Genomic DNA, 23266 nt, shown 5'->3' with positions numbered 1-23266 from the left:
GAGGAAGTGCAAAATGTTTGAAGTCGCGATCAGCCCTGCTGTCAACGATGACGAGGCCGCCCTTGCCAGCCCATTCGTCAAATGCCTCGTGCGGCTGATCCGTGCTCAGGATACCCACGGGTCATGGGACGGCACAGCGGATGCCGAGTTGCTGGCCGACTTCATCGTCAGCAAGGAACGGCGTCGTACGATCCCAATCATCGGCGATCCCGATCCGGACGTGCTGTGGAGGCTCGACAAGTTTTACACTGCCGTCGCCCTTGCGATCGAGGAGCGCTCCGGCCTGATGGCATCGCCGATGATCGAAATGAGCCATGAGGGGTTCGGGCGCGTGCTTTTCACCGCCGGGCGGCTGGTCGTTTTGTCCAAGACCGTGCGCGACGTCCATCGGTTCGGCTTCGAGACGTTCTGCAAACTCGCCGCCGCCGGTACGAAACTGGTCGACGATGCCATCGCAGCCATCGACGCCTATCCCGAGGTGGCACGGGCATGAAACCGATTTTCGAGCAAGAGGATCATGTCAGGCCTTGAGGAGCCGCGATGGCCAGCCCACGCGGCCGACGCGGTCGAGGCCAATTTGGTTCTCGGGGTAGCGCTGATGAAGCCACGCGTCCTGATCTGTTCGCAAGATGCGGAGTTCTATCTGTTCCTCAGCCACATACTGGAGGTGGACGGGTTCGTCAGTGAGCCGGCAGGCGGTGCGAAGGAAGCACTTGCAATGGCCGACGATCGCGACTTCCAGGCCGTGGTGCTGGACTGCGGTTCAACGAGCCTTACCGGGTCCGCAATCTGCGCCCGGCTCAAGCGGGAGCCCCGAACCGGCGGCCTGCCCATCATTGCCCTGATCGCGCCCGGCGCCGAGAACCAGCACCTCGATCTGTTGAAGGCCGGCATTGACGAGAGCTTTGTGCGGCCTGTGGCGCCGGCCAAGCTGCTCGATTGTCTGCGGACGAGGCTGGCGCTGCCGAAGCCGGGTTCAAACGAAAACAACAGCTGGCTTTCCTATGGCAGCCTTGAGATGAAGCTCGATGCCCACCGGGTTTGCGGCAATGGCCATGACATCCATCTCGGACCGATCGAGTTCAACGTGCTGCGGCATTTGCTCGAGGCGCCCGGCAAGGTCTTCAGTAGGGACGAGCTGATCGGCGGGGCCTGGCCGGCCAATATCCATGTCGGTGTACGCACAGTCGACGTCCACATCAGTCGGCTCAGAAGGGCTCTGGAGGCGGCCTCGACGGGTATCGTCATCCGTACCGTCAGGTCGGCCGGCTACTCGCTCGAGAAGCTGGACGGCTGAATTGAGTGCCGAGTGTGGTGCCACTCCCTTTCCTCGCGCTGTGAGCCGGTCTTGCGGCCTGAAACGCCCTCAACGGATACTCAGGAAGAAACAGGAAAATGGGCTTTAAAACGGTACTCTGTTTGACCGGCGCTGACCATTCCGATCAGGACGTCAGAACTGCTGCCGGCTTGTGTGCGGAAATCGGCGCACACCTTTCCGTACTGATTATACCCGCTCCGATGCTCCTTATGTCGCATCGGCGGATCGGAGATGGTGTCCCCGAGTGGCCGGCAGGACGTGGACAGGCAATTGCCAGATTGAACGATCGGTTTCGGCAAATCGATCGATTTACACAGGACGCGGTCAGACTGGAAAGACACTCCAGAGATATCCAGAAACTGCTGGAATCTATGTCGCTCGCCTATGACGTTGACACCGACTATTACGATCCGGCCAGCCTCGGTGAAGTGGCACGACAGCGGGCGCTCTGCGCCGACCTCACGATTGTCGGACCAGGGCTCCTCAACGACGAGAATCTCGGACCTCCTGTGGTCAACGGCTGCTTGTTCGATACGGGAAAGCCGGTGCTCGTTGTGCCGAAGGGGGCTGAGGCGACGCTGTGGCCACGGCGCGTCCTGGTCGGTTGGGATTCGCGAGTCGAGGCGTCCCGTGCGGTTCGAGAAGCGCTGGGCCTCCTATGCGTTGCTGAGGAAGTTCGTGTCGCCCTGGTCGATCCGAAGGCCAACTACAACGGGAACGGCGCGGAGCCTGGAGCCGACATCGCTGCCTATCTCACTCGGCACGGTGCTCGGGTGTCGGTTGACCTCCTGCCAAGTGCCGGCAAATCGGCGGCCACGGTCCTTGCGCAGCACGCAATCGACATTTCTGCGGACATGATCGTCATGGGCGCCTATGGCAGCCGTCGGTTGCGTGAGCGGCTCTTTGGCGGTGTGACCAGATGGATCTTTGAAAAGCCGACATTGCCGCTGTTTTTGGCTCGATGACGGTTCCGGACCCGCACCGATGCTGTTCAAAGCTCTACTGTGACGCCTGCATTCATACGTAGAGGGGGCTCCATCGAAATAATCGATCTTACGAAGAGTAACGAACATGAAAAGCATTGCTCGGGAGGCGACGCCCGCCGGAAATCTCTCCAGTCATGCGCAAGGCGGAGGTGGGACGGCCAGAGCGTGACCAGTGTCAGCCTCGACAATGGCGACAGGCTGGAAGTCGGCATCGTCGTCAACTCAGCCGGGCCGAATGCCGGCACGGTGGCTGCCATGGCGGGGCTGGTGTTGCCGGTCGAGCCGCGCAAGCGCAACGTCTTCGTCTTCGAGGCGCGCGACAAATATTCTGATATGCCGCTGCTGGTCGATCCGTCCGGCATCTATGTCCGGCCGGAAGGTTCGGTCTATCTCACTGGCGGCGCCGAACCGGAAGAAGGCGACGGCCCGGCCGACCCCACCGATTTCGAGGTCGACTGGCCGCTGTTCGAAGAGGTGATCTGGCCGGTGCTGGCGACCCGCATTCCCGCCTTCGAGGCGATCAAGCCGACACGCGCCTGGGCCGGCCATTACGACTACAACACGCTCGACCAGAACGCGGTGATCGGCCCGCATCCGCAGGTTAAGAATTTCCTCTTCGCCAATGGTTTTTCCGGCCACGGCCTGCAGCAGGCGCCGGCGGTCGGCAAGGCGCTGGCCGAGCTGATCGTGCACGGCGGCTACCGCACGGTGGACTGCTCGGCGTTTGGGTACAGCCGTGTCGCTGAAGGGCGGGCGTTCAGGGAATTGAATGTGATCTAACGCTGGCGGGACAGCCCCCTCTCTGGCCTGCCGGCCATCTCCCCCGCAAGGGGGAGACCGGCAGCTTCCCTGGCGGCTCCAAACTTCTAGCCTTGGAGATTGGCGAAGGCAGCGATGACGGCCAATCTCCCCCCTTGCGGGCGCGGTCAGCGGGGTCCTTGCCTTTGGCGATGCATGTCGTGGCTGGACCGGGTGAGGTGAGTTCGGCCCGTCTACCCAGCCTCTGCGCCCGCCCCGAAGCCGCTCGCCCGCTCGGCGCTATGAGGGCGCGCTCGCGAGCGGCTTCGCTAAAGCTACGTTACAGCACGTGCAGGGACGCGACCCCAGTGAAGGCATACTCCAGCGTGGCTTCGCCAATTCCGTTTCGTTGGCCCCCCTCAAGCCGGTCTTCCAACCGAAGGCCGAACGCGCCAATTCGCCAGCCAACTCCATCAACGATTGTCGAAATCCGCAACCCGGGGCGGTTCGCTCGAGCTCGCTTGCTTGAGAACGGCACAGACGGGATCGCGAGCATGATGCCGCGGAATGGGAACGCACCCATGCTTGGGTACGAGGGCCCCGAGCCAACGCGCATCGCGCCAATCGGCGTCGTCACGTTCGAGATTCATCACCGGCAGCTCGGCGCTTTTCGCTCGCATATGCGCCGGCACGCCGCTGGCGATCGATGACGCATTTGCCGACGAGCTGCTCGTTCCACGAAAAAGCAATAAGCGCGAGATCAATGGGCAACCTCGTCGGGACCGAAAAGAGCGCTAAACCGGGTTGCTAGATCAATCCAGGGTACCGCGTCGCCGCTCTCTGAAGCTATTCGAACGACCGCCGCCAGATAATCGGTAAAAGCCTTCAGTCTTATGGCGCCTTGCTCTGAGAGGTAGTCAATGGCGTCAAGCCGCTGGTGAACGGCAGCGAGCATATGTTGCACCAAAAGCAGGGAGGATGGGCAGGGGCAATCGCTCTTACTCGCGAGGCGCCTGCACTCACTGCAAAGCGGCGGAATGTCCTCTAAGGCTAGGTCGCCGGAAAGACGTTGTATGAGATTGTCAGTGGCGTTCCACAAATTCGCTCGCATGCAGTACGGAGTGCAGCGTGACGCCATGTTGGGCTAGCAGCGCCGTAGCTCCCTCGTCACGGTCCACGAGGCAAGCAGCGTCACCCACAATGCCGCCGACGCGGCGAACCTCTTCAATCGCCTTCAATATCGACTTGCCGCTTGTGGCAACGTCGTCAACGATCAGGACCACTTTTCCCTCGAGATCTTCTTTAGGCCCAAGTCCTTCAATCACGTCCCTTGTGCCATGGGCCTTTGGAACTTTGCGAACGAAGATCGTGTTTATGGGTTTGTTCATCATCGAGCTGACAGCCGCCATCGATCCGATTACGGGGACCGCTCCCATTTCAAGACCGCCGACGTACTCTGCTTTCACTTGCTCAGCTATTTTTAGGAATTCAAGAGCGGCAAGTTGCGCGCCTCGCGCCACCATCATGGTAGGCTTCATATTGAAGTAGATGTCGCTCTCTATGCCCGACGAGAGCGTGTAGCGTCCGAATCGAAAAGAGCGCTCACGGACAATCTCGCGGAGTTCGTCCTTGTCGTGTTGGCCGGAATCAACTGGTCTGAATTTCGCCAGTGCCGCCATAGATCAGACCTCGCCCGTAGGGAAAAAATTGGCTGCGGCATGCACCTAGTCACTACCGCTATGTGGCTTATGCAAGTGTTCGCGGGGTGTGTCAATTAATGTCAATACCGGTGCGACCGTTTCGCGCAGATTTTTCCATTATCGTTATTGGGTGCCTAAAGCGTGATCACGGGCTTCGCCACGGCTGGGTAGCCTTGGCTCCCGGCCCTTGCCCAATCTCGGCTAGGCACGGGTTTTTTCGACGCGGGCCGTCTCTTTGAGGATTTGGGCGTTTCATCCTCGTCCCCTCGAGTTCCGCCACGCTCGGCCCCGTTTGCGCCAGCTTCTTAACCAGGTTGCGCATGAGGTGAGCGTTTCGGCCGCCATGTCGGCCCCGTGTCACTCTTGTGGTACGAGTGGGCAAGGCCGCGCTTTTCGTGCAACCTCCTCGTAAAGGCGAGGTAAAGGTCGAGTCGCCGAGAATTTCGTTCATCAGCACGCGGCGCAACATTCGGCTCGCTTCGTCTGACCGACGGTAAAAGCCAGCAGCAAAGTCCAAGGTAGGCCGTAGTCCACCTCCCCTGCAGGCCGAGTCTCGACGCGATATCGGCGACAGGGCGAGCGTCTGCCTCTGAGGCAGACGCCGAACAGCAGACCGAGCCTTACACTGATTTTGGTGGCCTTGAGTTCGCCGACACCGTGACATGGAGCCTATCACGGGCGGGAAGTGCCTGGTGGCAGAACTCGACAAGCGGCGCTAAGTTCTGGACGCCGGCGTTGCTGACCAGGACATCGAGGCGCCCGAAGGTTTCGATCGCCTGCATCAGCTGCTTTCCACCTGCCCCTCTCGCTGGCAACCATTTTCTGTCAACCGATCGATCCCGGACGCCGTTGTTGGACTTCGCTGTGATCAAGATCCGCGGACCACTCTTGCTCCCTCGCGGGCGAACCGCGCTATCCTTGCCGACCCCGCTCGCGGCTTCGGTGATCAGCGCCACCTTGTCGAGAAGCCGGGCACCGGCTCCCCATCGCGTTGGTTCAATGAGATATCACTGTAAAAGTTCATGGTTTCTTCCTTTCCGATGGCGAGGCTAGGCTTTCGCGAGATAGTCGTGGACGACCTTCCCGAGCGCGAGCGTGAGATCTGCGACGAGGTGTACGGCCGAGACTACTTCCAGCACCGGCAGTTCGGCGACGGGGGCAAGCGCATGCGACCAGAGGTTCAGGGCTGCCGGCCCGGTCCAGGCGCCCCTCAGATGGACGTCCTCTAGAAGATATTCCACGAGCTCACAGATGCGCGGCGTGCCGTCGACATGCGGGATGATTTTGAGGAGGAAGTTCGGTTCAGCGAGCGAGGCCCTCACGCTCGCGAGGTCGGCGGCTCGGTGCTTGTAGCCCATGGTACCCGTCGCGATGCGGACCGGCCCGTAGTCCAGCGTGCCAACAAGGGTATCCGTCTCGGTTCGGAGCGTTGGGCTAGCGAGCTTCTTTGGAAAGCCCCACAACTCGCGTCCGCCCGCTATCGGCGGATGGTCGTCGAGAAACATGCAGTGGGTGTAGCTGCCCTTGCGGCCTCGGAAGGAGACCGGGATGACCTGCCCGCTTTCAGTGTAGTCGCCAAAGCCGGTCGAGTCCGGCATGCGAATGAACTCGAATTTGACCAGAGGGTCGCACACCTGAAGCGGCTCCGGCACAAGGTCGCGCAGTTTCTGCGGATCGGTGCGATATGTGATGATCAGATACTCCCGGTTGCCGAAGCGATATGGGCCGGCCGGGAAGGCCGGGCTGGTCAGGGGCATGGCGAATGCGCTCGCCCGGACGGTATCTTGGTGCATGTTTGAAATTCCTTTGTGCTGGATCAAGTGGGCTTATATCGGTCTGCATGATGGCGGCGAGGCTCTCCGAGGTGCTGTCGCAGCCTCGTAAGGGATGCATGGCGTAATCGCGCGTAGCCATTTTGCGCTGGGCAATTGCCTTGGGGCGCGATCATTGGCGACGGTCGCGCTCGCGGTTCCATGGCTCCGGTTGTGATCGAGGGAGGCAAGATTCGAGGTAAGGTGATTTTGTTCCTCATTTGAAGGCGCTGCTTCCCGTCTGCCCTCGTGGTAGGAGGAGGTGGAGTGGCGGCCAGGTCCGATTTCTCCTCGACGGGGTTTGCGGATCGACGCGCATGCGCCATGCCAAATGAGAAATCGTTCGAGGCTAGCAGGACAGACGGCCTCGGCGAGCCAGTCGAGAGAGAAGGTCTTCGCCTCACGCGGATCAGATACGAATTCCCGAGCACTGCGGTGATGTAGCAGGAAGGCCCGCGACGCCACCAAACCTCTGTCGCGAAAATATGGAGGTGACGCGGTATCCGCCGTCTAGCGAAACAGCTTACGCAGCATCCGGCAGCACGCACTCGACGGCCCGGCCTCATCGCCGGCTTCAGGAGAAAAGATCAGCTATGAGCCGGCAGGCAATCGCTGCACGCGGCGGTCAGGTCGTGTAGATCTTCCGCGCACACAGCCGGCGCCGGAATGATGCTAGATGATGAGCCGACGCCAACATTACCGCAGGGGAGACAGCCAAGTCTGTCCTCAAGCGTCTGAAATGCATGTCCAAAAGCTGACAGCGACAAAAAACATGTCTGGTCCAAAACAACCGGCCGCCTTGGGCGTGAGGTTTCTCGAAGCCTACTCGTGCAGTTGCGCGGCTAAGCGCGCTGGCACGGCCTTTGCTAGAGATGCGGCAATATTGAGTCGGGGCTGACCGCATAAGAACGCGAGACGATTGATGGTCTGCTGCGCCATCTCGGCGGCGCGTTCGCTCAACGGTCACGGCTACACCCTTGGCAACGGCTGACGCGCGACTTTGCGGTTGCGCCGCCCTGCCGCGCCGATGCGCCCAAAGTTCGTTGATAGTCCGCTCGGCCGATTGAGGAAACCGGCTGTTGACTGCTGCCAAGGCGGAGATGGCTGGGCTCATTCGGACTGTCTTGACCGTCGGTGTCATGAAGCCAAAGACACCATACTGGACGTTATGCATGACCAAGACGAGTGGGAGTCACAACGAATGATTTTACCGGAACTGCGCTCTGCTATCCCAGCCGGCAGAGTTTTGGAGATAACGACGACCACAGGATGCATCGTGGGATGTTCATATTGTCCGCAGGACAAGTTCGCTGACCGGCAAAGAAAGGTATCTGATACGAAGCATCTTAGTCTTGGAGATTTCAAGCGCTGTCTGGCGCGCGTACCAGCCTCCGTCGACATTAGTTTTGCCGGGTATTCTGAGCCATGGCTCAATCCGGATTGCACCGAAATGGTCGAGCACGCTTCCGCCAAAGGCCACGGCATCAGGATTTTCACGACGCTTGTGGGAATGAAGGGGCAGGATCTACAACGCTTGCAGGCGCTGCGGTTGGGGGTATTCGTGGTTCATGTTTTTGATGATGGCGCCCACATGAATAGCCGCCTTGTCGGAGCCAAGTATCGCGATTTGGTTGGTCAACTCGTCGACGCCGACATCCCTTCGATCCGATTCGTGGTTTTGGGTGAGCCCCATCCCGATATCGCCGACATTATCCCTGCCCAAGCCCTAGTTCGCGCGCGACCGGTGAGCAGCAGGGGTGGAAGCGTAGACCCTAAGATTGTAGAACCACGGCAGCCAGTCGTCGGAGCGCTGATATGCGTGGACGAACGGCAGTATCGGAATGTACTCCTTCCAAACGGCGAGGTCACTCTCTGCTCCATGGATTTTGAGCGGCGTCACGTATTGGGCAACCTTCTATGCGACGAATATGACGATCTCTTTAAAAGCCCAGTTTTTTGCGAAATCGTCGATCGCATGAATGGAGCGGCTGGTTTTCTGCTTTGCAGGATGTGTGAGTTTGCCGATCCAAACGATAGAACTGACTGACGCCGGCTGACCGCGGCGGGCCTGAAATGCCGACGTCCCTGAAACGGCAAGATGCACATGCCCGCGAAGTCATCGTGTTTTCACGTCACGCTAACACGATCCCGTAGGCGCGGCAGTCAGCCTCGACCATTTCCGAGACGAACTCATCGAAAGTGGTCTTCGGCTTCCAATCGAGTTTTGTCGGCTGCCTTGGAGGCATCGCCGATCAGCAGGTCAACCTCGATTGGCCCGAAACAGCGTTTGTCGATCCGGATCAGCGCTTGATTACTCATGCGTTCACGGCCCACCTCGTCAACGCCTTCGCCCTCCCAGGCGATCTCCTTTTCGACTCGCCTGAAGGCAAGCCCGACAAAGGTGCGGACCGTGTGTGTCTCGCCGGTTGCCAGCACGAAATCGTCCGGTTGATGCTGCAAGATGCGCCACATGCCCTCGACATAGGCGCGCGCCGAGCCCCAGTCGCGCTTTGCTTCCAGGTTTCCGAGATAGAGACAGTCCCGTTTGCCGGCCATGATCGAGCCACCGCACGCGTCACCTTGCGCGTGATGAAAGTTTCGCTGCGCGTCGGCCCTTCGTGATTGAACAGGATGCCATAGAGCCCGTATACCTCGCGGTAGTTCATGGTGATCCAGTAGGCGTAGACCTTCGCCACCGCACAGATCGAGCGTGGATAAAACGGAGTGCTCTCCTGCTGCGGGATGCCCTGGACCGAACCAAAGAGTTCGGAAGTTGACGCCTGGTAGAACCGCGTTTCTTTCTCGAGACGAAGAATGCGGATCGCTCGGCAGCAGCAGCGTGCCGAGCGTATCGGCATTGGCGGTGTATTCCCGGTCCGAAGGAGGCTGCACGTGGCTTTGCGCAGCCGGTGCAAGGTTTCGGCCTCAATGTCGGATACTCGACAGGATCGCAAACCTGCTTCCGTTGCTTTGCTCATGTTTTGCTCTGGCACGTTCGATGCAGGAGACCCTCCCGAACGCAGCAGCGGATGTCTTCTATGATCAAACCCACGGGAAAATGCTGTCGCCGCACTCATGACCGCGCCCTCGCTGGTCGCCAAGCAGGCCGAAGGTCGGCTCATCACGGTCGAGGCGGGCAACTGAGCCCAATTGCAATGAGGGATAGGCTGCGAAAGCATGTCACTGACCACGCGGGGGTCATCGAGGCGGGATTCTCGATGCCAGCCACGCGCAACATATCGCCGGCATGAGTGCCGATCTCATCACGGAGCCGGCATCCGCGGGCGTCACACCCGATACTACGAACGCGCGGACAAACTGTTGCAAGTCCTGCGGTGTCGACGATGCGTGCGGGAAGGGCAAGCCCAGCGGCCATGGCCGACATTCGCCGCATATAGCGCCTGATTGGGAGGCGTCAGCAGGAGCAGGACAACTGGATCTCTCTTGCATTGGGATCGGTGCTGGCCCGTCCAATTTGAGCCTTGCGTGTCAGATACACGAGCAAATCGGGCACGGGGCATTGTTCTTGGATCGGCAAGTTGACTTCCGCTGGCATCCAGGCAGCGCATTCGACTCTTCAGAACTCCAGGTCAGCCACGTCAAGGATCTGGTAACGCTGGTGAATCCGCGATCCGCCTACACTTTCATAAACTACCTGCACGAGAACGGGCGTCTGTACCACTTCCTGAATGCACAGTTCGATGCTGTGCTCAGGGCTGAGTTCGAGCAATACCTGAACTGGGCGTTCCGCAGGAACCCACTTGTGCGCGGCGGCGAGACCGTCCGCGAAATACGCTATGATGGCGAGTTTCGGGTGCGGACGGACGATGCAGTTCTCAGTGCAAGAGACCTGGTGGTCGGCATCGGCAAGCAAGCGCGGATTCCACCTCAATTTCAGGGCTGGATCGGACGCAACCTGTTCCATTCATCCGATTTGCTGCACATCCATCCTGAGGTGCCGCAAAAACATGTTTGCGTCGTTGGTGGAGGCCAGTCGGGAGCCGAGGTACTGTTGCATTTGGTCGCTGGGCCAAGAGAACGGCGGCCTGCCTCGATCACCTGGGTCTCGCAGCGCGAAAACTACCTGCCCCTCGACAACAGCCCGTTCACAAACGAGTTGTTCATGCCCTGTTTTTCGGATCGTTTCGCGGCAATGAGCGAGCCGCAGCGCAAGCTGTTCCTGCGGCGTTTCGTGCTCGCCTCGGATGGTATTTCGGATCGCACTTTGCGCGCCGTCTACCAGGCGCTGTATCGCCACGAATTTCTTGAGCCAGACCTATGTGACATCGCACTGCGGCCGGGTTGCAACGTTTCGCGCTGCATCAACGCCGGCGCGGGTCACAACTTGACGCTGCAGCGCGGCTTGGGCGACGTCGAAGAAGTCACGGCCGACATCGTCATCCTGGCCACCGGTTACGAGAACGCCGTGCCAAGCTTTTTGGAACCGATGGCGGATCGGCTGCAACAGACCGACAATGAGTTGGTCATCAACGCGGATTTTTCGGTGTGCTGGGACGGACCGCGTGACAGACGCATCTTCGTACAGAACGCCAATCCCGGGCAGCACGGGCTGGCCGATCCGAACCTAAGCCTGCTGGCCTGGCGAGCTCGCCGCATTCTTGACAGCCTTCTACAGCGCGCGCCGTGCGCGAACCCTGAGCATCTTGGCTTTATCAGCCGTACCACCGTCGAGAGCTGGCCCGACCCGGTAGCCGAAGAAATGGGCAGCGGGATATGACCCAGCGACTACTGATCATCGGCGGTGGCATCCAAGGAATGATGTCCGCCTCCGCTGCGGCGCAGTCCGGAGCCCGCTCCGAACTCATCGTGACTGAACATGCCCTTGGACCTATGGGCGCATCGCTTAATTCTGCGGGCGAGAATTTGCCCCACGGTCGTCGAAACCGTACAAGGTCGCTCACTCGAAAGTGCCCAGTGGCCCTAGCGGCCATGGCTGCGTCGGCCGTTAGCGGAGGCCTCCCGCCCGTAGCGATGCGTGTGGTGGCTGGACCGGGTGAGGTAAGTGATCGGGACCAGCTTAGGGAACCCGAGGACCCGGCTTGGCCTCGGATGGGTCAGTCTAGCGCCGAACTTGTGCGGACAATACTCGTTTTTGGAGCATCGATGGACCCGATGCCAGCGACGTGCCTCCCTGATCGCCCGACCGGAACGGGAACTTGTCGCAAAAATTTTCGCGGCGCACGACTTGCGTTGCGTCAGGCTGCACGAAAGGTCGTCTTATCGGGCAGTCGTACCATCAACAGCATGCTCGGCCGTGACTACCATGCAGACGTACCGGATCGATAGATCTTTACGGGCCTGGGCGATCTCTCCATTGAGGAGGGACAACAAAGCCTTGCAATCCACCCGGAGCGGAACGCACTTTGCGTCGCCGTCTGCATGCCGTGGAGTATCGTCTCCGTGGGCCCACACCCTGACGGCGCCCGACTGTCTCTAACCGGAATGTTTGACCAACCACTCTTTCCAACAGGAGGCTTTTCGCATGTTGACCGATGCACAAAGAGAAAAGTGGAAGAAAGACGGATACGTCAGGCTCGAGAGGTTCTTCGATCCCGCGACTCTGGAAGGTATTTCCAGATCTGTTGAAGACATATCACGCTGGGATGTCAGCGACGATAAATGGCTCATGTGGTTCGAGAAAACGACGGACAATCGGAAGATCATCTCCAAGGTCGAGAATTTTCTGGACTTCCATGACCCATTGCGTCTTCTCCTGCTAGAAGATCAGCGCATAGAGTCCGCGGTCGAGGATTTGCTTGCCGAAGATTCGCGCAGGCTCAAGGAGTTGCTGATTTTCCACTATCCCGATAGCGGCGGCTATCGCCCGCATCAGGACATTTATCACATTCCACACAGGCTGCCCGACCGAATGGTCCATGCGGTCGTTGCCATAGGCATTGACGACTCCGACCCGGACAATGGTGGCCTTTTCTTCAGCCCCGGCAACCACAACAAGGGGGTATTTCCCATGGATGCCGGCGGGGTGATCGATCCTGAAGTCACCGAAAGGTTTTCCTGGGAGCCCATAGTATGGAAGGCTGGCGACATCTTCATCTTCGACGATTACGCACCGTACTACTCACAACCGAACAAAAGCAATCGTTCTCGGCGAACACTCTACTTGGTGTTCCAGCGTGCTTCAACCGGTGGACCGAGCCGCGCTGAATATAACGTGCTTAAGCGCGCCCTTAATCCGCCAGAGGGCAAAGTGGCTGATCTCGACAACCTCAAGCTCCCGAACGGCATTTTCTATCGCGATTGAGCTCACGGAACCAGGCGGGAATGCGCACGAAACTGATCGGCCGCCAAAAAAATGCGCGGAGAGCATGGTTTTGATTGCCGGCTACTGGAGCATCGCCTGCAGTCCGTCACGACGCTTCGGTATGTCGATGTGGAGGTGTCGCCGGGCGCTCTTCTGTGACGCCTAAAGCCCTCCTGGCGGCCGTCGTCGCCCGCCTGGTCCCCAGAGCCGGATTATTCTGACGGAGGCGGCCAACGTGTCGGGCTACCGCCTCTCTTCGCAACTTGCAGCAGAGGCTGTTGCGTTGGCAGCCGAAGAGACCATTGCTTCAACAGCTGAGGTTCGTCATGCGCAAATCCACGTTTTCTCGAACGGAGCTGTCGCGGACGTTCGGTATCGACATGGCTGCGCTTGGGACGGGAAGCGCGGGCACCGGGTTTTCATTTGGCAAGGTGGCACCAGGCGTCACATCCGAGCCCCATCGGCACGACGAAATCGAGGCCTTCGTGGTCCTGTCTGGAGCGGGCAAGGTCAGGACCGACCTTGGGGAAATCTCGGTCGCAGCCGGCGATGTCGTTCTGTTCCATCCTTTTGAAGCGCATGTGCTGCACAACGATGGGCTCGAAAACCTAAACTTCGTCGATGTCTACTGGTGCGACGGCAAGGCGGCCCTCGAAGCTGCTGCACAGGTCGCGATTCCCCGCGGGCCGATCTTCGTCTTCTCCACGCCGCCGACGCCTAATGGCGATCTGCATCTGGGGCATCTTTCTGGCCCTTATCTTGGCGCCGATGTCTACACGCGTTTCCTGCGCATGAAAGGGGTCGAAGCCTATCACCTGACTGGAAGCGACGATTACCAGAGCTACGTCGCCACGCGTGCCGATGCCGATCAATCGACGCCCGGAAAGGTGGCGCGCCACTACGCCGACGAGATTCGAGCCACGCTTGCGCTTCTCGACTGTGAGGTCCACAGCTTCCTCCCCACCTTGGGCGATAGCGCTTATGCAGAGTTTCAAGCCGCGTGTTTCCGCAGTCTTCTGAGCAGCACGGCGGTAGATCTGCGCCAGAGCCCTGCGCTTTTCGATGCTGTGACAGGCGACTACCTTTACGAACCGGATGTAAGTGGCCGCTGCCCCGATTGCGGCGGCTCCGCTGGTGGCAACATCTGCGAGGAATGCGGCGCGCCGAACCTATGCCACGACCTAGATGCAGTCCGGTCGCGGCACTCGGCTGAGGCGCCGGTGGTAGGCTTCATGCGCCGCCCCGAACTTGCGCTGGAACGGTGCTACGTCAATATCGACCGGCATTTAAGGGCTTCGGGCGCCCCCGTTCGGATCATGGACCTCTTCGCGCGTCTACGCCAACGTGGCGACTTTTCCGTGCCCATCATCCACCCGTCGGACTGGGGGCTACCGGCCGAGGGGTTCCCGGGGCAGGTGACCTGGGTCTGGCCAGAGATGGCGTTTGGCTTTCTTTACAACATCCAGACGCTAGCTACATCGCTCGGTCGAGACTGGAATGCGGCCCTGCCCAGCAATGACTGGCAGATTGTCCATTTCTTCGGCTTCGATAATTCCTTCTATCACGCCCTGCTTTATCCGGCGCTTTATGCTGAGGTCTTCTCCCACTGGACCCCGCGCATCCGGTATCATGTGAACGAGTTCTACCTGCTCGACGGCCAGAAGTTCTCGACCAGCCGCGGTCAGGGTCTGGGGCAAAGAGGTTCTGGGCCCAAAGACAGTCGATGTTGTCCGTCTTCATTTGGGCCTGACACGCCCGGAAGGTGAGCGAACGAACTTCACGCTGGACGCGCTACGCCGCACCGAGAACGACGTGTTCCAAGGGATCTGGCTGAATTGGCTTGATGCGCTGCACCGCGAAATCAAGCAGGACTTTGGCGGCTGTGTGCCCGATGCAGGCGACTGGGCTCCCGCCGATCGCGCTTTCTTTGCTTGGATAGAGATCCATCGCGCGGCGATGGAACGCGCCTATTCGGACGATGGCTTCTCGGTCCGGCGCGCGGCCGCGCAGGCCTGCGATTTCGTGAGCGATTGCGTAGTCTACCGACAGGCGCAAGACTATGAAGCGGCGCGACGTCTCTATCCCGCCCGCACCCGCACTTCGCTCGCCCTTCAGACGACGGCTGCTGCGATCCTGGCGCAGACGCTCGCACCGCTCATGCCCCGATTCGCCAGGACGCTGGCGCGAGGTATCGATGGCGTCTCAGCCGAAACATGGCCCACGTCCGTCCGGCGCCTTGCGCCAGAAACGACCTTTGATCTCGGACCCGTGCTAGGCTTCTACGCCAGAGCAGACATTCCTGTTCTCGGTCAGGAGGAGGCATAATAGCCTATCGTGATTTCGACCAGATTTGGGCGGCAATCAAAGCCGAGGATGCCGAAGCTTACTCGCTACCACTGGCTGCCCAAAGGCCACTCCCAGACCATAGGCACAAACACTGGCCGGCCTCAACCAACATATCGTCGAGACGCCGGCCCGCGCCTTGGAGGATTGCTCGGTTGAAGCTTTCGGGCGCTTGCCATTCGTGCGGCAAATGCCGAGCGGGCTGCACTGCGCTGACCAACTTTTTCGGAATCGCGGATTTCAAGAAGGTCATGCGGTTCCGGCGCTGGGTCAGCCTAGCGCCCATGATAGTGCCCGATGGCGGACAACGCCTCTCGTCTATAGGGATGACCGGCCCCTATTTGCTGGCCGAATGCCTGTTCGACCCAATCGAGCTTCTAAGGACGACGGGCCATCTACGGCGCAGATTTAGTATGGCCGCGCTCGAACGTGAGCCGATCGTGTCGCTCGATTCCTGGCTGGAGAAGGGGAGGCAGCGCAGAACAACCGTACTGTGGTGCAGCATTGCATGTTGTCGGCGCTCAACGCCGCGCGGTCGAACGAAATGCCCGCCGACATGCCAATCGGATGGTGAATTATACGATGGAAGCAATGATCACATGCGGCGGTGGCCGCGCTTCGAGACAGCTTGGACCTCGGCGACAGACCCGTGTCCTGCGCGATGTCACGTTCCGCATGGGGCCGGGTGAGATCCAGGACCTTTCAACGGCATCGTCGGGCTTACCCCTCGCGACGACGGGGCATCCACTTCGCCTCGCAGCGGAAGCAGACGCGAATCCTGAGCACTGCGGTAGTGTACAGGAACCTGCAACGCTTCCCAACCCTCGTCACGAAAATATGGGAGGTGCATGCGGCAAGCTGCATCCGGCGTCTAGCGAGACAGCATACGCAGGCTCTGGTGGCAGCACGCGACGCGCTGGGCCTCGTCGGCCCGGCTCTCGGAGAAAAGATCAGGCATGAGCCAGCAGCCAGTCGCTGCACACGGGAGCCACTTGTGGAGATCGCCCGCGCATCGCCGGCGCCGAATGATGCCAGATGAGCCGATGCCAACATTACCGCTGGGCAGATAGCCAAGCGGTTCTCGCCCTCAAGCGTCTGACGCATGATGCGTGTCCACGTGTCCAAAAGCTGACAGCGGCAGAAAACATGTCGGGTTCAAAACAACCGGCCGTCTTGGGCTTGAGAGTTTTTCGAGGCAGACTCATGGCATTTACTGCGGGCAAGGCGCTGGCATGACGTTTGCTGGTTGAGATCGGCAATACTGAGTGAGGGCTGATCGCATGAGAACACGCAAGACTTTGATGGTCTCCTAACCCGTGTGTTCCGTTCTGAGAGAAGAACCAGCTCGCGCATAAACATCAGGAAAGGTGTGGGAATGGAGAACAACATGTTGCGTAGAGAGTCACCGGCTCCTCCGATCAAAGTGGACGACTGGCTGCGTGGCGGACCCCTCACGAACTTTCAGCCCGGCAAGGTGTAGGGATGACAAGTGGAACCCTGGTCAATTCGCCATTTTCTGCGGCGCGCCCGCAGTAACTATGTCCATGGAGCACGGGGTCGACCGTTTGCTGCAAGGTCAGGGCTCGGACCTTAATGACCTCCAACCGAATAGCCGCGGCCGCAATATTCGACGCGAATTTGGTCCGTCGTTGAAGACGTCACAGTCCAGGACGTGTTCAAGGTCGGCCACAGGGGCAGCATTTACGTGGAATCGGCCTGGCCAGGCCGGACGCCGGCTGCGTAAGCGGGCCCGAAGTCGGCCTAACCGAAAGCAGAAATCCTCCGTTGAGGACGAGACCTGAAATTGAGGAAACGAAATGTCTCACGCAGCGCTTGGCCCTGCCGTCAACAAGGACGGCAAGGCCCTTGCCCGCCCGTTCGTCAAATGCATCTTGCGTCTGATCCGTGCTCAGGACTTCCACGGCTCATGCCAACGGAAATCGGACACCGGGCTGCTGGCCGATTTCATCATCACCAAGGAACTGCGCCGGAATATCCAATCATTGGCAATCCGGATCCGGACGCGCTGTGGAGGCTCGATATGTTTTGGACCGTAGGGGAACTTGCGATCGAGGAGCGCTCAGGCGTGACATAGTCAACAACAGAAATCAAACCGACCGGTGCTTTCGGACGCGAGCTTTTCACGGTCGGGCAGTTCGCCGGTCTGTCGAAGGCGTCTACCGGTTCGCCTTCGAGACTCCCCGTAAACTCGCGGATACCGGCGCGAACTGGTCGGCGATGTGACTGCAGCTATTGCCCATCCCGACGTGGCGCGGGCGTGAAGAAACCGATTTTCGAGGAAGGATCATGTCAAACCTGGATGAGATGGCGAAGAAAGTCCGAAAGCTTCAACTGCGCGCGGCAATTGCCAAGACGAACTTGCGCGACCTTGCCGAGGGTCTCCCGGTCAAATGGATTGAAATAGAGGAAGTCGCCGAGAAAACGCATGCCGTTTATGCCGAGTTGGATGGTGCCAGGAGAGAGCTCGCCAAAATGAAGACTTTGCGATGAGGAGCACATTCATCAGCCGCGACGGCTCCACATGGGTGCCGGAATATCTGATCGCTATAGAAGGCAAGATCTGTATCGGCTGCGGCCGCTGTTTCAAAGTCTGCTCGCGCGAGGTCATCCATCTTTACGGCGTCGATGACGCGGGCGAAATCCTCGGCGCCTGCGACGGCGGTGACGACGATTTCGATGGTGAGCTCAATCGCATGATCATGGTTGTCCACCATGCCGGCCGCTGCATTGGCTGCGGAGCCTGCGGCCGCGTCTGCCCAAAGAACTGCCAGACCCATGTCGCGGCCGACCAGGTCGCAGCATGAGCTGCATGATTTGACGAGACAAAATCAGGAGAACGGCATGCGCTTCATCATCTTTTGTCGGCTCCTCGGGCTGGTCCTGTGCGGCAACGCTGTGACGGTTTACTTCGCCTCGCACTCTTTCCTTCTAGCAGTCGTCACGACGCTGGGCTGTTCGCTACTTCTTCAGCTGGGCTATTTCGCAAGTGTGCTCTTTCTGATTTGGCGATCCAGCTGCGCTGGCAAAGCCGGGCAAGAAGCTGAGCTTGTCGATAGGTCCCAGGAAGTTCGGTACCAGTCGAGCGACGATGAGCATAGGAATGAAACTCAAGATGTGCCCCAGCGTAATCAAACGCTCGGCATATCGCTGCTCCTCCCTTGAGGCGCTGTAACAAGATCAGAGCTCAGATTCATCACTTTGTTCAAAGTTGATTAGTCAGGCCATGGTTCCCTGATAAGGTCGAAGGCGACGGCATTCTCATCGTTCTAACGCTAGGGGAATGCAGTTTCGGTTCTCCGGGCAATGGTAGTCGATCGCAGCGCACGGCGCGCAGGTTGCTCCGTCTCGAAGGCGAACCGGCGGAAAACATAACACGTGCGAAGGTGGCACATGTCCGGCTCTGCCACAGCCGTATGATGTTCGTGCGGGCCTATCCACGCGAGACGCAGGAGATGGTGTTCGATGCCCACGACCGGACCTTCGCTTTCTGCGGCGGGGCCTGCACGCGCGGCATCTACGACAACATGAAGACGGCGGTGGAGACGGTCTTTTGGGCAAGGACCGGCAATACAATCGCCGCTTCCTGCAAATGTGCAGCCATTACCCGGTGCAGCCGGTCGCCGCACCCCGCCCTCCGGCTGGGAGAAGGGGCAGGTCGAGAACCACGTCGGGCTGGTGCGCGAGCGCTTCTTCACACCACGGCTGCGCTTCAGGAGCTACTAGGAGCTGAACGACTTGCTGCTCGACAAGTGCGTCGCCGGGGCTAATACCAACGGTCTTGGCTGCTGACTCTTTTGTGATTTTGGCCGATTTGCGCGCCGTGATTCCCTATTGCCGAAGGAGATTCGGCGATGGGATCAGCGGTGAAGTTACGGACGGACTTTTCGGCGGGGGAGCTTCGCCGTCTTGCCCGGAACTCAAAGGATGCGCGCCAGAGCAGCCGGCTGTTGTCGATCGCGGCGGTTCTGGACTGCGTATTCCGATGAAGCCGGCCACCGATTCCGATTTGAAGCCGGCCAGTCATTCCGATTTCATTCCGGCCACCATTCCGATTTGAAGGCGGCCAGTTTTCGGTCTGATCCTGGGTCTCGTTGATGTTTGGGTTGGGTTTTGTTTCAGGTCAAGCTTCGGTGTTTTCGGGGACGATCGGCGGGCGCTGTTTTCGCATGCTTTCACCGGTGAGATCGATGCGATAGGCGTTGTGAACGAGGCGATCCAGGATGGCGTCGGCCAAAGTTGGGTTTGCAATAATTTCCCACCAGCGATCCACGGGCACCTGACTTGTGACGATGGTTGAGCGTCGTTCGTAGCGATCCTCAACGATCTCCAGGAGATCGCGGCGTTGGTCGTCATTGAGTTTTTCCGGTCCCCAGTCATCGAGGATCAGCAGGTCGGTCCTGGCAAGAGATTTGAGGATCCTGCCGTATCGCCCGTCGCCTCTTGCAAGCGCGAGGGCGGCGAACAGCCGGGGAACCCGGTGGTAGGCGACTGAGAAGTCTTCCCGGCAGGCCTGGTGGCCAAGAGCGCAGGCAAGCCAGCTTTTGCCGACGCCGGCTGGCCCGGTGACAAGAAGACCGTGATGCTTTCTGATCCAGTTGCAGCCGGCAAGCGCCATGAACATATTGCGGTCGAGGCCGCGTGCGGCGCGGAAGTTGTTGATGGCTTTTCAAAAGCGCGTCTAAACGACGACAAGCGTTTGGTGCTCGTGGACGGAACAAAAAGGCGGCCTTTGCAGGCCGCCGAGTGTCGAGGATGTGTGCTTCAGAGCGAGGACGGGGCGTTTTCGATATCGCTGTGATCCGTCGGTGTTCGTTGCTGCTCCTGGATAAGTTCCTGGAGTTTGACGCAGTAGTGCGACCAGATGCTGTCGGCGAGATCGTTGAGGAACTCGAAGACAGCGAGCGCCTGTTCGGGTGTCCATTCGGGATTAATGAGGAACTGGATTCCACGACTGAGGCCGGACGGTTGAGGATCTGGTTTCATGCCGCGGGTACCTTTTCGCCGGAGGAGCGGCTGGTGCGTTTTTCGCGCTGTGCCTTTGATCGCTCGGCCGCTTCCTTGAAGCGGTAGGAATCGCCTTCGATTGAGATCACCTCGGATCGGTGCATGAGGCGGTCGACGAGGCTGACGACACAGGCGGCATTGGGAAAGACCTCCGACCAATCAGCGAAGGGTCTGTTGGTGGTGATGATGGTGGAGCGTTTTTCGTAGCGCCGGCTGATGAGCTCGAACAGCAGGTCCGCATGCCGGTTCGAGTAGGACAGATACCCGACCTCGTCGATCGCCAGAACGTCGGCGGCGGCGTAGTGGTGAAGCCGTCGGCGCAAGGCTGCGTCGCTGTCGAGGGCGGCGAGTTCGCCGAGCATCTCGCTGGCGGTTCGGAAGAGGACGGTGTGACCGCAGATGAGCGCCTGGTGCGCGACATTGCGAGCAAGTGTCGATTTTCCGACGCCGTTTGGACCGATAAAGACGATGTTGGCGGCATCGTTCATGAAGGACAGGGTCATCAGATCCTCGACGGCGGCGCGGTCGATGCGGCGAGGCCAGTGCCAGTCATAATCGGACAGTTGCTTGAAGTGGCCGAGCCTGGCGGCACGCATGCGTCGCCGCATCGAACGGTCGGAGCGCCATTGAAGGACGGCGGCCAGCCAGTCCGCGCCAGCGATTTCGTCCCAATGGGTGATCAGGCCATTGAGGCGCAACGCCTTGGCCCTGTTGAGCAGGATATCGGGATTATTCATCATCTTTGCCTCCAAAGGTCAGTTGGTCGTAGCTGTCGAGGCGATGCGGCCGTACCGTCGTATCCTTGCGCCGCACGTGTTCGGGCAGGCTCGTTTCGACCGGCGGCGGAGCACCGCGGGCGACCCGGCGGCGTTCCAGTACGTCGCGAACCGACCTGGAATGGGAGGCGCCGGCATGCAAAGCTTCCTCGACGGCGGCCTGCAGTTCCTGCGCGCCGTACAGGTCAAGCAGTTTCAGCATCGCGTTGTGATCGCACCGATATTGGCGCCACGCTCGGCGGCCCGGATCATCAGCGTCCGGCAGGCCGGCACGGCGCGCGCCAGGCTGTTGAGGCCGCGATGCTGGCGCGCCTCGCGCTTGATTGCGACGAGAGCCTTGAGGTGCTGAGGGTCCTCGATCTGCTGGTCACGATCATAGCTGCGACGGTGACTGGCGATCATCTTTGCGCCGTCGAAGACGCGGACCAGGCCGAGATCGGCGCGCACGCTGAGCGTGCGCCGGACATGAGCATGCGGTACCGAGTAATCGTTGAGGTCGAAGCGCACATAGGGCGTTTTGCCGACCCTGGCGGCGACCTGCTCCTCGACGGGGTAAGGGTTGGCGGGCAGCGGCAGAAGCAGTGGCTGCTCTTGCGCAAACGCCTGGCGGACCGTTATCGTCCGGTCCTCTGGGCATGGCCGGTCGGCTGCCTGGTTGCGGCACCACTGTTCGGCCTGGGCATTCAGATCGTCGAGATCGGTGAACTTGCGGGCGATGAAGAATGCTTCCCTGATATGTCGTATGGCGCGCTCGACGCGGCCTTTTTCGTTGCCCCGGGCAACCGCGACAGGACGTGGCTCGAACCGATAGAAGCCGGCGAAGGCAAGCAGCGTCGGATGGAAGCGGATTGCATCGCCCTGGCGCTCGAGCACCGCACTCTTGAGATTGTCATAGAGCAGGACCCTGGGCAGCCCGCACCATGTGTTGAACGCGCCGACGTGACCGCGCAGAAAGTTTTCCATGCGCGCGTCGAGGAAGAAGCGCAGGTAGATGTCGCGTGAGTAGGAAAGCACCATCACGAACGCCATTAGCGGCCGGCGGGCGTTGCCGATGTCGATGTGACCGAAGTGGGCCCAGTCGACCTGTCCCTGCTCGCCCGGCAATGTGCGTAGCCGCAGGAACGCCTCGGCCGGCTTGCGTGGACGGTGCAGGGCAACCAGGTGCCGAAAGTGCGTGGGCAAGCCCCGGTAGCCCCGCTCGCGCACCATCGCATAAAGGCGGCTGGCGGTCAGCGAGGGGAACTTTTCCAGCGTCTGCTCAATGAATGGCAGATACGGTTCAATGATTGAGGCTCTCTGCAGCGGCTTATGCCGGGGCAATCCCGCCTGGGCCAGAACGCGATGCACCGTCGTGTGATGGACATGCAATTGCCTGGCGATGGTGCCGCAGCGCCACTTCTCGGCGTGATACAGGCGCAGGATCTGCGCTTCCAGTTCGGGGCTGATGGTCATGATGCGGGCTCTCCGTCTGCGTAGTCAGCTTCACGGGCATAACGAGGCCCCCGGCGACGCACGAAGCCGGTGCGAACGAACGGCGACAGCCGACAGTCGCAGCGCCGACAGCACGGCGTGGGCATGACCGATGTCGTCGCCCGCCCGACGACGTCAGCAAAAGCAGCGACGACATCGTTCGAGGGGCTGCCCGGTAGTGCACCGGCAGGAGATGAAGGTGGAGAATGATGCGTCACTTTATTGTGCCGAGCCCGATATCGTCGGGCCCGGGTCGCATGAGCCAAGCGTCCACGGCGGCTGCGCTGATAACGCCGCCCCGCCTCGCGCACACTCTCGCGGCGGGCAGCACGGGCGCAGACCTCCCCGCAGTAGCGCTGTCCCCGGTCGCAGCTGCGGCAGATCGTTACCTGCGAACGGCAGCGGCCGCACAGAAAGAAGCGGCCCGTAAACATCCGCGACGGTCCTTTCGGAGCGCCGCTGGGAGTTCGGAGAAAAGGTCGACGGAATGCGCTGACAATGCGATAATGCAGGTCGCGCACCGTCAGTGGAGCGTGACACCGAGCCCGGACTTGCCAGTTGAGATCGGTGTTACGCCGGATTGGTTCTGCGGCGCTGATTACCCGCAGATCTACCACAAGGCAGGCGCATGGCGGGGTACGTCGAAAGCCGCCTCAGGGCGACTGGAGACGTGCCCCGCGTCTTCTCAACCTCAGATGATCAGCACCGCGCCGCAAAGGCGGTCGCCCGCTACAGCGCTAGTTGAAGAGCGCGCGGGCGACCGCCTTTGCTCTCTCCAGCGCTTCAGATCTTGTCGTCGCTTATCAGCGGTTTTCG

Annotated in this window: 18 protein-coding genes and 5 pseudogenes; 15 read left to right on the top strand and 8 right to left on the bottom strand. The window is 60.1% G+C overall.

What is annotated here, in order from left to right; all coding sequences use genetic code 11:
• The first annotated feature begins 13 nt into the window (after nucleotides 1-13).
• From JN279_RS36935 to JN279_RS36920, 4 genes and pseudogenes are all read left to right on the top strand, one after another.
• Nucleotides 14-493, top strand: a complete 480-nt coding sequence (locus tag JN279_RS36935; RefSeq protein ID WP_010913614.1) for a NifX-associated nitrogen fixation protein — start codon at nucleotides 14-16, stop codon at nucleotides 491-493.
• Nucleotides 494-517: 24 nt separating this feature from the next.
• Entirely contained in the window at nucleotides 518-1297 is a 780-nt protein-coding gene (locus JN279_RS36930; RefSeq protein WP_202351620.1) for a response regulator transcription factor, read from the top strand.
• A gap of 98 nt (nucleotides 1298-1395) precedes the next feature.
• Entirely contained in the window at nucleotides 1396-2283 is an 888-nt protein-coding gene (locus JN279_RS36925) for a universal stress protein (protein WP_202351619.1), read from the top strand.
• A 177-nt stretch (nucleotides 2284-2460) separates the two neighbouring features.
• Nucleotides 2461-3084 (top strand): annotated as a pseudogene (locus JN279_RS36920) (NAD(P)/FAD-dependent oxidoreductase); the annotation flags it as partial.
• A 1040-nt stretch (nucleotides 3085-4124) separates the two neighbouring features.
• Here JN279_RS36920 and pyrE read toward each other — a convergent pair.
• Together pyrE and JN279_RS36910 are read right to left on the bottom strand one after the other, a co-directional pair.
• The gene (gene pyrE, locus JN279_RS36915) at nucleotides 4125-4721 is read right to left on the bottom strand and encodes an orotate phosphoribosyltransferase (RefSeq protein ID WP_096453656.1); all 597 of its coding nucleotides are present in this window, start codon (nucleotides 4719-4721) and stop codon (nucleotides 4125-4127) included.
• A gap of 1070 nt (nucleotides 4722-5791) precedes the next feature.
• Complete coding sequence (locus JN279_RS36910) at nucleotides 5792-6535, bottom strand: acetoacetate decarboxylase (protein ID WP_202351618.1); 744 nt, start codon at nucleotides 6533-6535, stop codon at nucleotides 5792-5794.
• 1219 nt (nucleotides 6536-7754) lie between these two features.
• Here JN279_RS36910 and JN279_RS36905 point away from each other — a divergent pair.
• Entirely contained in the window at nucleotides 7755-8600 is an 846-nt protein-coding gene (locus tag JN279_RS36905) for a radical SAM/SPASM domain-containing protein (protein WP_244734331.1), read from the top strand.
• An 85-nt stretch (nucleotides 8601-8685) separates the two neighbouring features.
• Here JN279_RS36905 and JN279_RS36900 read toward each other — a convergent pair.
• A pseudogene (locus JN279_RS36900) lies at nucleotides 8686-9457 on the bottom strand (GDP-mannose 4,6-dehydratase); the annotation flags it as partial.
• Nucleotides 9458-9986: 529 nt separating this feature from the next.
• Here JN279_RS36900 and JN279_RS36895 point away from each other — a divergent pair.
• From JN279_RS36895 to JN279_RS36860, 10 genes and pseudogenes are all read left to right on the top strand, one after another.
• On the top strand, nucleotides 9987-11291 hold the full coding sequence (locus JN279_RS36895) for a SidA/IucD/PvdA family monooxygenase (RefSeq protein ID WP_202353885.1): 1305 nt from the start codon (nucleotides 9987-9989) through the stop codon (nucleotides 11289-11291).
• A gap of 765 nt (nucleotides 11292-12056) precedes the next feature.
• Nucleotides 12057-12836, top strand: coding sequence for a phytanoyl-CoA dioxygenase family protein (locus tag JN279_RS36890; RefSeq protein WP_202351616.1), 780 nt, complete (start codon nucleotides 12057-12059; stop codon nucleotides 12834-12836).
• A gap of 326 nt (nucleotides 12837-13162) precedes the next feature.
• Nucleotides 13163-14602 (top strand): class I tRNA ligase family protein, encoded by a 1440-nt coding sequence (locus JN279_RS36885; protein ID WP_244734329.1) that lies wholly within the window; start codon nucleotides 13163-13165, stop codon nucleotides 14600-14602.
• Nucleotides 14577-15161 carry a hypothetical protein gene (locus JN279_RS38605; protein WP_244734327.1) on the top strand — a complete coding sequence of 195 codons (585 nt, stop codon included), beginning with the start codon at nucleotides 14577-14579 and terminating at the stop codon, nucleotides 15159-15161. Before JN279_RS36885 ends, JN279_RS38605 begins: the two co-directional genes overlap by 26 nt.
• Before the next feature lie 1835 nt (nucleotides 15162-16996).
• A pseudogene (locus tag JN279_RS38600) lies at nucleotides 16997-17461 on the top strand (DUF269 domain-containing protein).
• Nucleotides 17462-17486: 25 nt separating this feature from the next.
• Nucleotides 17487-17690, top strand: coding sequence for a CCE_0567 family metalloprotein (locus tag JN279_RS36880; RefSeq protein ID WP_027033222.1), 204 nt, complete (start codon nucleotides 17487-17489; stop codon nucleotides 17688-17690).
• Nucleotides 17687-18004 carry a ferredoxin III, nif-specific gene (gene fdxB / locus JN279_RS36875; RefSeq protein WP_202351615.1) on the top strand — a complete coding sequence of 106 codons (318 nt, stop codon included), beginning with the start codon at nucleotides 17687-17689 and terminating at the stop codon, nucleotides 18002-18004. Before JN279_RS36880 ends, fdxB begins: the two co-directional genes overlap by 4 nt.
• A 37-nt stretch (nucleotides 18005-18041) precedes the next feature.
• On the top strand, nucleotides 18042-18362 hold the full coding sequence (locus tag JN279_RS36870) for an exopolysaccharide production repressor protein (RefSeq protein ID WP_202351614.1): 321 nt from the start codon (nucleotides 18042-18044) through the stop codon (nucleotides 18360-18362).
• A gap of 209 nt (nucleotides 18363-18571) precedes the next feature.
• Nucleotides 18572-18920, top strand: a pseudogene (locus tag JN279_RS36865) (IS21 family transposase); the annotation flags it as partial.
• Nucleotides 18921-18978: 58 nt separating this feature from the next.
• Nucleotides 18979-19257, top strand: a complete 279-nt coding sequence (locus JN279_RS36860; RefSeq protein WP_202351613.1) for a hypothetical protein — start codon at nucleotides 18979-18981, stop codon at nucleotides 19255-19257.
• A 63-nt stretch (nucleotides 19258-19320) separates the two neighbouring features.
• On the opposite strand, the pseudogene istB (JN279_RS36855) reads toward JN279_RS36860, so the two are convergent.
• The 5 genes and pseudogenes from istB (JN279_RS36855) to istA form a co-directional block, all read right to left on the bottom strand.
• Nucleotides 19321-19854 (bottom strand): annotated as a pseudogene (gene istB, locus JN279_RS36855) (IS21-like element helper ATPase IstB); the annotation flags it as partial.
• A gap of 107 nt (nucleotides 19855-19961) precedes the next feature.
• A complete protein-coding gene (locus JN279_RS36850) occupies nucleotides 19962-20183 on the bottom strand; it encodes a hypothetical protein (RefSeq protein ID WP_202351560.1) in 222 nt (73 codons plus the stop codon).
• Entirely contained in the window at nucleotides 20180-20944 is a 765-nt protein-coding gene (gene istB / locus JN279_RS36845) for an IS21-like element helper ATPase IstB (RefSeq protein ID WP_202351559.1), read from the bottom strand. Before istB (JN279_RS36845) ends, JN279_RS36850 begins: the two co-directional genes overlap by 4 nt.
• Nucleotides 20934-21182, bottom strand: a complete 249-nt coding sequence (locus JN279_RS36840; RefSeq protein WP_202351558.1) for a hypothetical protein — start codon at nucleotides 21180-21182, stop codon at nucleotides 20934-20936. The genes istB (JN279_RS36845) and JN279_RS36840 overlap by 11 nt, the downstream gene beginning before the upstream one ends.
• Nucleotides 21176-22432, bottom strand: coding sequence for an IS21 family transposase (istA, locus tag JN279_RS36835; protein ID WP_202351557.1), 1257 nt, complete (start codon nucleotides 22430-22432; stop codon nucleotides 21176-21178). The genes JN279_RS36840 and istA overlap by 7 nt, the downstream gene beginning before the upstream one ends.
• Between the last annotated feature and the right edge of the window lie 834 nt (nucleotides 22433-23266).

Origin of the sequence: Mesorhizobium sp. 113-1-2, assembly GCF_016756475.1 — a bacterium.
Classification (GTDB): domain Bacteria; phylum Pseudomonadota; class Alphaproteobacteria; order Rhizobiales; family Rhizobiaceae; genus Mesorhizobium; species Mesorhizobium loti_C.
This window is presented reverse-complemented; position numbering and strand designations above follow the sequence as displayed.